Source organism: Streptomyces sp. NPDC044719, from assembly GCF_056433405.1.
The window spans coordinates 291355-303339 of the sequence record NZ_JBWKHE010000003.1 but is presented as its reverse complement, the minus strand read 5'-3'; the positions used below and the strand labels follow the sequence as shown (position 1 = coordinate 303339).

General features: G+C 67.8%; 15 protein-coding genes. 6 read left to right on the top strand and 9 right to left on the bottom strand.

Translation table 11 applies throughout. The features are described from left to right. The first annotated feature begins 718 nt into the window (after positions 1–718). Together AC07DF_RS12930 and AC07DF_RS12925 are read left to right on the top strand one after the other, a co-directional pair. The gene (locus tag AC07DF_RS12930; protein ID WP_466631066.1) at positions 719–973 is read left to right on the top strand and encodes a hypothetical protein; all 255 of its coding nucleotides are present in this window, start codon (positions 719–721) and stop codon (positions 971–973) included. Positions 974–1055: 82 nt separating this feature from the next. After that, positions 1056–1244, top strand: coding sequence for a hypothetical protein (locus AC07DF_RS12925; RefSeq protein ID WP_478969946.1), 189 nt, complete (start codon positions 1056–1058; stop codon positions 1242–1244). A gap of 753 nt (positions 1245–1997) precedes the next feature. Here the strand turns inward: AC07DF_RS12925 and AC07DF_RS12920 are convergent. Next, positions 1998–3077, bottom strand: a complete 1080-nt coding sequence (locus AC07DF_RS12920) for an FAD-dependent monooxygenase (protein ID WP_478969944.1) — start codon at positions 3075–3077, stop codon at positions 1998–2000. A 66-nt stretch (positions 3078–3143) separates the two neighbouring features. Between AC07DF_RS12920 and AC07DF_RS12915 the strand changes: the two genes are divergently transcribed. Together AC07DF_RS12915 and AC07DF_RS12910 are read left to right on the top strand one after the other, a co-directional pair. Continuing rightward, positions 3144–3701 carry a TetR/AcrR family transcriptional regulator gene (locus tag AC07DF_RS12915; protein WP_478969943.1) on the top strand — a complete coding sequence of 186 codons (558 nt, stop codon included), beginning with the start codon at positions 3144–3146 and terminating at the stop codon, positions 3699–3701. A 98-nt stretch (positions 3702–3799) separates the two neighbouring features. Further along, positions 3800–4426 carry a restriction endonuclease gene (locus AC07DF_RS12910; protein WP_478969941.1) on the top strand — a complete coding sequence of 209 codons (627 nt, stop codon included), beginning with the start codon at positions 3800–3802 and terminating at the stop codon, positions 4424–4426. Between the two features lie 5 nt (positions 4427–4431). Here the strand turns inward: AC07DF_RS12910 and AC07DF_RS12905 are convergent, their stop codons facing one another. The 6 genes from AC07DF_RS12905 to AC07DF_RS12880 are packed head-to-tail and all read right to left on the bottom strand — an operon-like array spanning position 4432 to position 8724. Further along, entirely contained in the window at positions 4432–5184 is a 753-nt protein-coding gene (locus AC07DF_RS12905) for a class E sortase (protein WP_478969939.1), read from the bottom strand. A gap of 13 nt (positions 5185–5197) precedes the next feature. Then, a complete protein-coding gene (locus AC07DF_RS12900) occupies positions 5198–6397 on the bottom strand; it encodes a class E sortase (protein WP_478969937.1) in 1200 nt (399 codons plus the stop codon). Continuing rightward, entirely contained in the window at positions 6394–7032 is a 639-nt protein-coding gene (locus AC07DF_RS12895; RefSeq protein ID WP_193479173.1) for an aminodeoxychorismate/anthranilate synthase component II, read from the bottom strand. The genes AC07DF_RS12900 and AC07DF_RS12895 overlap by 4 nt, the downstream gene beginning before the upstream one ends. Beyond that, on the bottom strand, positions 7029–7226 hold the full coding sequence (locus AC07DF_RS12890; RefSeq protein ID WP_189727378.1) for a hypothetical protein: 198 nt from the start codon (positions 7224–7226) through the stop codon (positions 7029–7031). The genes AC07DF_RS12895 and AC07DF_RS12890 overlap by 4 nt, the downstream gene beginning before the upstream one ends. A gap of 17 nt (positions 7227–7243) precedes the next feature. Continuing rightward, positions 7244–7921, bottom strand: a complete 678-nt coding sequence (locus tag AC07DF_RS12885) for a class E sortase (protein WP_478969935.1) — start codon at positions 7919–7921, stop codon at positions 7244–7246. 20 nt (positions 7922–7941) lie between these two features. Beyond that, a complete protein-coding gene (locus AC07DF_RS12880) occupies positions 7942–8724 on the bottom strand; it encodes a DUF881 domain-containing protein (RefSeq protein WP_478969933.1) in 783 nt (260 codons plus the stop codon). A gap of 138 nt (positions 8725–8862) precedes the next feature. Here AC07DF_RS12880 and crgA point away from each other — a divergent pair, with 138 nt between their 5' ends. Beyond that, positions 8863–9117 (top strand): cell division protein CrgA, encoded by a 255-nt coding sequence (gene crgA, locus AC07DF_RS12875; protein WP_215120283.1) that lies wholly within the window; start codon positions 8863–8865, stop codon positions 9115–9117. A gap of 255 nt (positions 9118–9372) precedes the next feature. On the opposite strand, the gene AC07DF_RS12870 is transcribed toward crgA, so the two are convergent. After that, complete coding sequence (locus AC07DF_RS12870) at positions 9373–10263, bottom strand: rhomboid family intramembrane serine protease (protein ID WP_454366268.1); 891 nt, start codon at positions 10261–10263, stop codon at positions 9373–9375. A gap of 136 nt (positions 10264–10399) precedes the next feature. Then, the gene (locus AC07DF_RS12865) at positions 10400–10927 is read right to left on the bottom strand and encodes a peptidylprolyl isomerase (RefSeq protein WP_215120285.1); all 528 of its coding nucleotides are present in this window, start codon (positions 10925–10927) and stop codon (positions 10400–10402) included. Between the two features lie 352 nt (positions 10928–11279). Between AC07DF_RS12865 and AC07DF_RS12860 the strand changes: the two genes are divergently transcribed. Beyond that, on the top strand, positions 11280–11981 hold the full coding sequence (locus AC07DF_RS12860; protein WP_478969930.1) for a DUF5324 family protein: 702 nt from the start codon (positions 11280–11282) through the stop codon (positions 11979–11981). Positions 11982–11985 lie beyond the last annotated feature (4 nt).

Sequence of the window (11985 nt, the reverse complement as noted above, 5' to 3'; positions counted from 1 at the left end):
CGCCCTCGACGCAGGCCGGGCCGTGAGTTCGTGACAAATTCGGTGGGCGCGAATCCCCTGCTGCCGCCCTGGCCCAAGAAGGCTCCCGCCCCGCCGGGCCGGACCGTGGCTGCAGGGCATCCTCCACGTACTCCACGACGACATCGCCTGAGAGCTGCTGCCCCAGGGGCGACGGCATCCCGCCCGTCGTCAGGGGCCGGGCCGGACCCGCCGACGCCCCCAGTCTTGCTCGGCTACAAGGGCTACGACTCCGACGCGCCTCACTGTGCGCTGCTACGGCGCACCGAAACACGACACCTTCGTCTCCGTCGCCTGCAGCGAACTCTTACCGGGCCCTTGAGTTAGATGCTCACAGCAATGACTAAATATCGACCATTGGTTCGATTATCGCTTGCGGTCTCCGATCGGCTCGGCAACGATCAACCCTCGTGATCACCGGATGGGCCCGACCGTAGGCAGATCGGGACACCGGCAATCGAGGGAGGGAACCAGTATGAAAACTCGCACGCGTATAGCCACAGCCTGCGCAGCAGCAGTTGTGTCCTCGATGGCTTTGAGCGGTCAGGCGTCGGCCACGCCCCAAGCCGCTGCCCCCGGGGCGGAGTCCGCAGCTTCCGTACTCGAACCTCAAGGCGCGGGCGGCACCGCCAGCTGCTCCACGACCGGGGCGCGAGGCAGCATGGGGGCGACTGCACCTTCAGGAGACCACTGGCCCTTCATGGAGTTCAAGATCGCGCTGTCGGTTACGGACACATCCGCCGACGGGCACCACGTACGAGTCCGTCTCCTGACGAAGCCTGTCGGGAGCCAGCAAGTTTTCACGTGGCCGTGGCGCTCCAACACCAAGGGCAGTGGGGAGACCGTGTCCGTCAGTACCACCGCGCAGGCCGAGTACGGCATTGAGCACACTGGGGTCGAGGTGGCGCGCTTCGAAGGCGACCGGAAGCTCAACTCCTGTACCGACTGGAACTGACCGACGGACCGCATAGGTTCGCCGGGCTGGTGGTCGTAGCGGTTGGATGTGCGTTGACGTCCATCCAACCGTCGGAGGTGCTGTGACCGAGCCTGTCCGCATGCACGGGCGGGCCGACCAAGAGGGGCAGAAGCTGCTGCACATCGTGCGAAGGGACAGCACCTCGGTGCGCTACCGGCACGCGATGATGAAGCTGGCCTCAGTCGGCGCCAACCAGGCGCCGGCCCCACCCAGCTGGCGCAGGCCAACGAGGACACCGCCCGCGATGTGATCCACCGGATCAACGAGATCAGCCTGGCCCGCGTGGACCCTCATGGGGCGGGCAAGCACCTTCGCCTGCTTGGTCGTGACGACGAGAACTTCGTCGTCACGACCCGACCGCCCGCTCCACCAGGTTTGCTTTTCACGCACTCGTCGCTGCACAAACTCGTTGTCGCGAGCGGAAGTCCACGGCGGGTCATACGCGTCGGCGAGAGGTATTCGGCCTACTCGCCCGCCGCGGCGTCACCTTCCAACGACCGAGATAAAGAAGGATTCCTCCGACTCAGCCTATGGAAAGAAGGCGAAGCGGAACTGCATCGAGGAAGTCCTTTACTGTTTCCCAGACTTCGTTCATCCCTCGACGAGCACGGACCGCTCGGTCTCCCGCCACCCGAAACTTAGGCTGAGTCGAACGCAAACTTCCCGATCGTGTGCTGGCTATCAACCCGCACACGGGGGGTAGGTATGGCCTGAACCTGGCGGGACGGGATCGAAGTTTTCGTGCACTTGCTGTGTGCACCGGAACCAAGGGTTGAACTTCTCCGCGTGTGCTTGATCGAACCGCCCCCCGCCATCCCGCACGGACGGCCCGGATGCCGCTCGGCATCCGGCGACCATGCCGAGACACAGCACGCCAACCACCGACGCCACGACGATGCCGGCGGCACCGAAGAGGACAGCAGCTCCATCACGCTGGCGAGGAGTGGTCCATGCATCCGACCTCGCGGTCGATCATTCCCGAGGGCTGAAGGTCCTGGTGTAGTCAGCCCGGTGGTCGGCCCACCGCCAGGAAAAGACGCATCGCTGCGTTCCGCACCGGAGCGACCCGGCGGCGGGTGTGTACCGCCCGGTTCATCAGACGGGCAGCGCGGGCAAGTCGTTGGGTGGGGCGGCGGCGGATCATGTCGTAGGCGGTAAGTGCGTCCTCGACGCAGGCTCGGGCCGTGAGTTCGCGGGCCAGGGTGACGCCGTCGGTCAACGCCTCGCAGGCGCCCCGGCCGAGGTCGGGTGTCATCGCGTGGGCGGCGTCACCGATCAGAGCGATGCGCCCGCTGACGTACCGAGGGAGCGGCTCGGCCAGGTCGTACAGGTCGTTGCGCGAGATGCCCGCGCCGCCGCCCTCGGCCACCCGGTCAAGGACACGTCGCACCCCGGGGTGCCAGGACCCGAAGTGGCTCCGCAGGGCCGCGAGATCGCCGCCGGGTACGGGGACGCGCTCGGCTGCGGGGGCGCAGGCGAACCAGTTGGAGTGGCAGCCCGCGCGTGGGGTGACGCCGAAGCGGGCGCGCTGTCCCCAGGTCTCGCTGATGGCCTCGGTGTCGAGGTCCACGGTGCCGTGCCACGCGGTGACGCCCGAGTAGCGGGGGCCGAATTCGGCGCCGAAGAGGGTCGTACGGGCCCGGCTGCGCAGCCCGTCCGCAGCGATGACGACATCACAGGACCCGGCGAGGGCACGCACATCGGTCACCTCCTCCCCGTAGCGCACGACGCCGTCGTCGAGCGCGGCGGTGAGGGTTGTGAACAGCGCCGGCCGTGCGATCACGTGCACAGTGTCGCCTGTACGACGGCGCAGGCCGGCGAAGTCCACTTTCCCGATGAGGCGGCCGTCGGCCCGCAGGAAGGTGCCCCGGGTCGCCGGCCGCGCCTGCCGACGGGCGGCCTGCCCGACTCCCAGCTCGTCGAGCGCCCCCAAGGCGCCGGGCCACAGTCCGACTGCGGTGCCGGTGCCCGGCGGCCCGGGAGCACGCTCGCGCACCTCGACGTCCCAGCCGTCGGCCTGGAGGTGAACGGCGGCGGCGAGACCACCTATGCCACCGCCGACGATGATCGCTTTCTTGGGCATGGCGCCACGCTACTATGTTTGTAGTAGTAGCAACACTATATTCATAGTGAAGAGGGAGGCAGAAGCATGCCGGGCAGGCGGGACGAAGTACTGGACGCGGCCATCGCGGTGCTGGCCGAGGGCGGCCTGCGGCGCCTCACCTACCAGGCCGTCGACACCGCCGCAGGCGTGCCGGCCGGCACGACGTCCAACCACTTCCGCAGCCGAGACGTCCTGGTCAGCGGCGTCGTCGCCCACCTCGAGTCACTGGACCGCCGGGACTGGGAACAGGCCGCGGGCGAGCCTGCGGCAGAGGACCCCGAGGCCTTCGTCGGGGCCCTGACCCACATGGTCCGCCACGCCCTCGGCCCGGGCCGCCACCGCACCGCCGCGCGCTACGCACTCATCCTCGAGGGCCTCGCCCGCCCTGACGTCCGCGAGCCACTGAGCCGCGCCCAGCAGTCCCTGACCGACTGGGTCTCCCAGTGGCTCACGGCCCTGGGCTCCCCCGTCCCGCGAGAGCGCTGCCGCGTCCTGTTCGACTACCTCGACGGCATGATCTTCCACCAGATGGCCCTGCCCCAGCCCCACTTCGACCCGGAGCCCGGCATCCGCTTGGTACTGGAGGCGCTGCTGCGGCGCTAGGGCTCGGCCGATCGTGTCTTCACATTTCACGACTCGTTGACCGGGTGCGGTGGGGAATCGGAACTCCGCCCCCGGCCATACGAGTCGAAGGACAAGACGTGATCAACGAAATGGCGCTGGTGGAATCGCGGACTCTGCGCTGCGGCGTGCTCGACCGCACGGACGTACTCGACAGGGTCAAGACGCTGTCGCTGCTGCCGGACGGGATGCATGTGACGACGGCGATGGTGGCGGCGTACTTCGAGGTCGGTCTCGAAGCCATCAAGTCACTCGTCAAGGACCACCGAACCGAGCTGGAAGCCAACGGCTACGGTCTGCTGACCGGCGAAGAACTGAGGTCCTTCAAGAACCTCAGTGGAATCCAGTCCCGCACCCGCTCCCTCGCTCTCTTCTCCCGACGCGCCGTCCTCAACGTCGCCATGCTGCTCCGTGACAGCGAAGTCGCACGTCAGGTGCGTGTGTATCTCCTCGACGTGGAGTACCTGGCCCGCACACAGCCTGTGGACAACTCTGTCCCGGCCGACGCCGTATCCCTCGACGACCGGATCGACCAGCGCATCACGCACGTCCTGGGCAAGACCGTCGTCCCCATGTTCAACGCCCTGATCGAAACGTCGGGCGAGCACCGGCGAGAGCTCGTCGCCCTACGGGCAGGCGTCCAGCGCATCGAGAAGCGGCTCCGCCACCACAACGCCCGGCTGCAGCGGCTGGAAGGCCCACGGTAGGACCGTCAGCCCAGTTCCTTCGGCGGCGTCCGGTCCGCGTCCACCTTCTCGACCCGTTCCAGCTCGCCCCACACGACGTAGCGGTACGTGCTCGTGTAGACCGGCGTGCAGGTCGTCAGGGTGATGTAGTGGCCCGGCTTCTTCTTCCCGGATTCCTTCGGGACCTTGGACAGGACCTTGACGTTGTACTTCGAGGTCTCGGGAAGGATGTCGTAGACCTTGTAGACGTACCACTTGTCCTTCGTCTCGAAGACGATCGGGTCGCCCTTCTTGATCTTGTCGATGTTGTGGAACTTGGCGCCGTGGCCGTCGCGATGGGCGGCGAGGGAGAAGTTGCCGGTCTTGTTCGACATCGGCAGGGTCGCCTTGACGGGGTCGGTGTAGTAACCGGCGACGCCGTCATTGAGGATCTTGTTCGACGTGCCCTTCTCGACCAGCACCTCGCTGCCGCTCATCGCGGGCACGTGCAGGAAGCCGATGCCGTTCTTGGTGTCCAGCACACCCGGGCCGCCCCGGCCGTGGGCCCAGTCGTCACGGATCTTGTCGGCCTGCTTGCCGGCCGCGCGGTCGGCGACGACGTTCGTCCACCACAGCGAGTAGACGACGAACAGCCCGAGGACCAGGCCCGCGGTGATGAGGAGTTCCCCGAAGACACTGACCGCTATGGCGATCGGGCCGGGCCGGCGGCGTGCCGCTGCCCGCCGTGGCGCGGGCGCGCCGATGTGCTCTTCGTGGTCCGTGTCGGTGGTCGCTGCCACTGGTCATCTGCCCTTAACTGACGAGCGCATCCGGCTTGCCCTTGCTGCGCGGCCGTTCCTCGACCATCTTGCCCCAGACGATCATCCGGTACTTGCTGGTGAACTCCGGCGTGCACGTGGTCAGCGTGATGTAACGGCCGGGCTCGGTGAAGCCGGACCCGGTGGGGACGGGCTTCAGGACGCTCGTGTTGCTCGGCGGGGTCACCGGCAGGATCGACGCCATCTTGTAGACGAAGTACTCGTCCTGCGTCTCCACGACGATCGGATCACCCGGCGTGAGCTTGTTGATGTACCGGAACGGTTCTCCATGGGTGTTGCGGTGACCCGCGAGCCCGAAGTTGCCGCTCTTGTCGCCCGGCATCGCGGTCTTCAGCGCGCCGTCCGCGTAGTGCCCGACCATGCCCCGGTCCAGGACGCCCTTGTTACTGGTGCCCTCGGCGATCGGCACGACCACGTCCAGCTTCGGGATGTGCAGGATGGCGAAGCCCTGCCCCGGCTCGAAGGCCCCCGGGTTGCGCTTGCCGTTCGCCCAGTCGTCCTGGAGGCTGCTGGCCTCCTTGCCGGCCTGGGCGTGCGCCCGCACGTTCGTCCACCACAGCTGATAGGTGACGAACAGCAGCATCAGCACACCGGTCGTGATGAACACCTCACCTATCGCCCGGCTGGCGACGACCGCCGCGCCCGGCTTGCGCGCCTTCGCCTGCCGCCGCGCCTCGACCCGTGACAGCGGCGCCCGCCGCCCCTCCCGAGCCGAGTCCCCCTGAGTCGGGTCCTCCTGAGCCGAGCGGGTGTCCGGAGCGCCGCCATGGCGCCCGTGACGGCGCTTGGCGGCCTTTCTGCGGGCCGCCCGGCCGCCATGGGCCGGCCCGGCCTGCCGCGGGGCGGAGGAGCCCGGAGAGCCCGTTGTGGAGTCACCGGCCGCGGGCGGCGGATCCGGTATCCGCAGCGCCACCGTCTCCTCGTCGACGGGAGGCAGATACGGCTCCTCGGGGAGAGGCTCGTACGCCGCCGTGTACGGGTCCGGCTCGGGCTCGCGCCCCGGCATATACGGCTCTGACATGTACGGCTGTGGCTGCTGGTTCGGCTGCGGTTCCGGCTGAGGGGAGGCGCCGTACGCCCCCGAACCCGACCAGTCCTCGAACGCGCCCCGCGCCCCGTACGACTGCTGCCCGTACGAGGTGTCGGACTCGCGCTCGGGGCGCAGCGCCGTCACGCCGTGGCCCTGCCCACCACCGGGGCGAGCCCGGCCGACCTCGCCACCGCGCCCTGGTCGCCGCACTCCACCAGCCAGTTGGCCAGCATCCGGTGCCCGTGCTCGGTCAGCACGGACTCGGGGTGGAACTGCACGCCCTCGACCGGCAGTTCGCGGTGCCTGAGGCCCATGACTATGCCGTCATGGGTCCGGGCCGTGACCTCCAGCTCGGCCGGGACGGTGGCGGGCTCGGCGGCCAGCGAGTGGTAGCGCGTCGCCGTGAAGGGCGAGGGAAGACCCGCGAAGACGCCCTTGCCCGCGTGCTCCACCGGCGAGGTCTTGCCGTGCAGCAGCTCGGGCGCGCGGTCCACGACGCCGCCGTACGCCACCTGCATCGACTGCATGCCGAGGCAGACGCCGAAGACCGGGACGCCCGTGGCGGCGCAGTGCCGGACCATGTCCACGCAGACGCCCGCCTGCTCCGGAGTGCCGGGACCCGGGGAGAGCAGGACACCGTCGAAGCCGTCCTGGGCGTGCGCCGTCGACACCTCGTCGTTGCGCAGGACCTCGCACTCGGCGCCCAGCTGGTACAGGTACTGGACCAGGTTGAAGACGAAGCTGTCGTAGTTGTCGACGACGAGAATGCGCGCGCTCACTGGTTGTCCACCGTCACATCGTTGAAGGGCAGCAGCGGTTCCGCCCACGGGAAGACGAACTGGAAGAGGACGTAGACCACGGCCACGACCAGGGCGAGTGAGATCAGCGCCTTCACCCACGTGTTCCCCGGCAGATGCCGCCAGACCCAGCCGTACATGCCGTCCCTTCCGTCGTACCACGGCACCAGACCCACGCCGTACAGCAACCAGACTAACGGCGCAGCGCCTCGGGTTTCCCGGCCTCCACAGGCTGGGTGGAGTCCAGGTGCGCCCAGACGATCAGACGATGACTGTGCCCCCATTCCGGTTCGCACGTGGTCAGCGTCAGATACCGGCCCGCACGCGTGTACCCGGAAGTACGTGGAACAGGGTCGATCACCTCGATGTCCGAGGGCACTGTTTTGTACGGGCCTTTGTCGATCCGATACGTGAACCATGTCGTGCCGTCGGTCAGCACCACCGCATCGCCGCGCCGCAGCCTGGGAAAGTCCTTGAAGGGATCACCGTAGGTGCGGCGGTGGCCGGCGACCGCGAAGTTTCCCTTCTGCCCCAGCTGGGCGGTGTCCGCGTAGTGCCCGAGCCCCTTCTTCAGGGTGCCGGTGGCGGTTCCCTCGAGCACGGGCTTGTTCCACGTGAAACCAAGACGCGGGATGTACATGATCGCGAAGGGCTTGCCCTTGGTGTAGGGCGCCGGCCGCCCCGGGCTCGCGGGGGAGCCGCCGGCCGGCGGACGGGGCTTCGACCACTCCTTCTGGAGCAGGTCGATCTGGTCGTCCATGACATGGTCGGCCTTCACACCGGTCCAGAACAGTACATAGACGACGAACAGCACGATCACGGTGCCGACGGTGACGCACAGTTCGCTGACGGTCCTGACGATCACGCGCACCGGCAGCTCCCCCGGCCTGGCTACTGCTCCACGGGCTTCGCGTAGTGCAGATCCACTGTGCCCGAGTAGCCGGGAAGAGTCACCGGCCCGTTCTCCTCGACTTTCCAGCCGAGCCCGTAGACGTTGACGTAGACCATGTAGTTCTGGATCGCCGGCGACGCCGCGAGCGCCCTCTGCAGCTTGCCCGGGTCGCCCACCGCGGTGATCTTGTACGGCGGGGAGTAGACGCGGCCCTGGAGGATCAGGGTGTTGCCCACACAGCGCACCGCGCTGGTGGAGATCAGCCGCTGGTCCATGACCTTGATGCCCTTGGCCCCGCCCTGCCACAGCGCGTTCACCACGGCCTGGAGGTCCTGCTGGTGGATGACCAGGAAGTCGGGCTGCGGCTCGGGATAGCCGGGGAGTTTGGCGGTGGCGTCCGGCGGGGCGTCGTTGAGGGTGACCGTCAGCGAATCGCCCTTGAGCTTCTGGGTGCCCGCGCGTTGCTCCAGAGCGGAGAGCTTGAGGTCCTCCGCCCTGGAACTGCCGTCGTCCCGCTCGGCGAGCGCCTCTATGTCGTTGCGCAGGGCCCCGTTGGTCTCGTCCAGCTCGCCGTTCTCACGGCTGCGTTCGTGGATGAGGTCGGACAGCTTCAGCAGGGAGCTGTCCGTACGGATGTTGGTGCCCTTGGCGGTGTTGAAGCTGGTGAAGAAGATGAGTCCCGCGAGAGCGAAGACGGCCGCCGTGAGGATGCGCACGGGCCGGAAGCGGCGCGCGCGCTCAGGGGTGGATCCCGTCCCGGGGGAGTCGGCAGAATTGCTCAACGTACCCTTATCTCCTTCGGCGCCACGGAAGCACTACGCTAACGGACGACCGGGGGAGCACTCAGAGTCCCCTTACGCTGCCCCGAGCCAGACCCAGACCCTGCGCGGCCACGCAGCGCATCGACAGGAGAGACCCTCGTGCCGAAGTCACGTATCCGCAAGAAGGCCGACTACACGCCGCCGCCGGCGAAGCAGGCCACGGCCATCAAGCTGACCAACCGTTCCTGGGTCGCGCCCGTCATGCTGGCCATGTTCCTCATCGGTCTGGCCTGGATCGTCGTCTTCTACGTCACCGACGGCTCGCTGCCCATCGACTCGCTGGGCAACTGGAACATCGTGGTGGGCTTCGGCTTCATCGCCGCCGGATTCGGTGTCTCCACGCAGTGGAAGTAGCGGTCACCGGACCGTGAACGCAGCTCTGCCCAGGGCTGTTCGCTGAGTTATCCACAGCGGTTATCCACAGGTGGAAAAGAAAGACGATCTGTGGATAACTCGTTGAGTGTTGACGCCGGTACGACGGAAGTACTGGAGCTCGAAAACTTGTTCGCCCCCTGCCTGACCTGCGGAAAAGCAGGTCGGTGACAGGGGGCACATGTGTTCCCGCACCGTGTGCACAAGATTCGCCACCCGCTGTGGACAACATCACGCTCAGCTGAGCTGGGCCGTCCTCAGGAGGGTCAGCAGGACTACCACACCGAGGACCAGTGCGCAGGTGCCGTACTGGACCAGCGCGCGGTGCGCACGGGGGGCGTGGACCATGGCGTATCCGACGACGACACCGGCGACGAGCCCGCCGATATGGGCCTGCCAGGAGATGTTGAAGCCCGGGCTGAAGGTGAAGATCAGGTTGATCACCAGCAGCGCGATGATCGGGCGCATGTCGTAGTTGAGCCGGCGCATCAGCACGGCCGTGGCGCCGAAGAGGCCGAAGATCGCGCCTGAGGCTCCCAGCGTGGCCGTGTTCGGAGAGGCCAGCAGATAGGCCAGGGCACTGCCCGCGAGACCCGAGACGAGGTAGAGCGCGAGGTAGCGGACCCGGCCGAGGGCCGCTTCGAGCGGGCCGCCGAGCCACCACAGGCTGAGCATGTTGAACGCGATGTGCCAGATCTCCTGGTGCGTGAACATCGAGGTCACCATGCGGTACCACTCGCCTCCCGCCACGCCCTGGGTGGGCGTGAAGGGCGCCGGCGGCCACGCGCCGAGCAGGACGATGTCGGTGAGGATCGACTCGCGCACCTGGACGGCGATGAACACCGCCAGGTTGATACCGATGAGGATCTTGGTCAGCAGACGGGGGTCGGAGGTGATCGCACCACCCGCGATAGTCCGGGGCATCGCGGCCGTGGGGCTGTGACCTGTGCCGGAGCCGGTGCGGACGCACTCGGGGCACTGGAATCCGACGGAGGCGTTGACCATGCACTCGGGGCAGATCGGACGCTCGCAGCGGGTGCAGCGGATGCCGGTCTCGCGGTCCGGGTGGCGGTAGCACATGGGGACGCTGTGGGCGTCCTGCGGGCTGCCCGCAGCCTGGTCGTCCATGAGATCCCCTATGTCGTGGAAGCCGTGGGTCTGTGGTGGAAGCCGTGACTCGCAAAAGCCGTGGTGGGAAAAGCCCCGCCCCGCCCATCCTTACGGATGAGCGGGGCGATTGGTTCCCCTGTGGGGGCCTTCGTGCTCAGCGCGTCTCGATGACGACGGACTCGATGACCACGTCGTTGAGCGGGCGGTCGGTGCGCGGGTTCGTCTGGATCGTGGCGATGGTGTCCACGACCTTCTGGCTGGCCGCGTCGGTGACCTCGCCGAAGATGGTGTGCTTGCGGTTCAGCCACGCCGTCGGGGAGACGGTGACGAAGAACTGCGAGCCGTTGGTGCCCGGGCCGGCGTTGGCCATCGCCAGCAGGTAGGGCTTGTCGAAGCGCAGGTCCGGGTGGAACTCGTCCTCGAACTGGTAGCCGGGACCGCCGGTGCCGTTGCCCAGCGGGTCACCGCCCTGGATCATGAAGCCACTGATCACCCGGTGGAAGACCGTACCGTCGTAGAGCCTGTCCGTGGACTTCTTCCCGGTCTCGGGGTGAGTCCACTCCCGCTCGCCCTGGGCGAGCTCGACGAAGTTCTTGACCGTCTTGGGGGCGTGGTTCGGCAGAAGCCGGACTTCGATGTCGCCGTGGTTGGTCTTCAGGGTGGCGTAGAGCTGCTCAGCCACGATCCTGCCTTCCGTTGTCTTTCCGTGACTCCCTGATCCTCGCACGGACGGCGCTCCACGTCGCCTGACCTCCGTTCGCCGGGTGGACACGGGGCCGATCGGTTGCGGAAATCCAGTCGAGTAGTCCCGGGCAGGCGCGCGCGGCGGCGATCCGTGGCATTGTCGACGACAAGCTCCCGTTGCCCCCGATTCATCCGCTATTGCACGTGATCGGCTCTCGACCTGAGAGGGCCCGGCGCCGTTTCCCGTGACCCGGATGCCCGCCCGCGCATGCCTGGCGGCGCACCCGGAGGCATGATCCGTAAAAGGGTGGAAAGTCGAAATACCGTACGCCACCGAGGAGGAGGAACCCGTGACCCGCATCGACAGCGTGCGCGCCGCGACCGGTTCGGCGAAGGACAGCGTGCTGCACGCCGCGGAAGTGGTGGCGCCCTACGCCGACACGGCCAAGGACAGGGCTACGCACTACGCACACGAGGCACGCGTACGGCTGGCGCCCAAGGTGACCCAGGCAGCCGGACAGGCACGCGTTCAGTACGGCGCCCATGTGCAGCCGTATCTGGAGCAGGCCCGTACACATGTGCCGCCGAAGGTCGACCAGGCCGCCCAGGAAGCCGCCGTCCGTACACGCAAGGCCGCACGGCAGGCGGCGGACTACTCCCGGCCGAGGCTTGAGCAGGCGATGGCCGCGGCTGGTCCCGTCACGACCGAGGCCGCCGCCCGGAGTGTGGCCGCGCTGGCCGCGCTGCGCGGTCAGGTCTCGTCGAAGGAGATCCAGAAGCTGGTCCGCAAGCAGGAACGGCGGGCGAAGGCCGGCCGTGCTGTGAAGACGCTGGCGATTCTGGGCGCCCTCGCCGGTGGAGCCTTCGCCGCCTGGAAGTGGTGGGACAAGCAGGCCAACCCGGACTGGCTGGTGGAGCCGCCCGCCGCGACCGAGGTTCCCGAGTCGGGCCGGCTGTCCTCCGTGGACGGCACCGGCCAGTCGGTCCTGGACCCGGAGGTCGAGGCCAAGCAGGCAGAGGAAGAGGCCGCTCAGCGCGACGACCGTTCCTGACGGC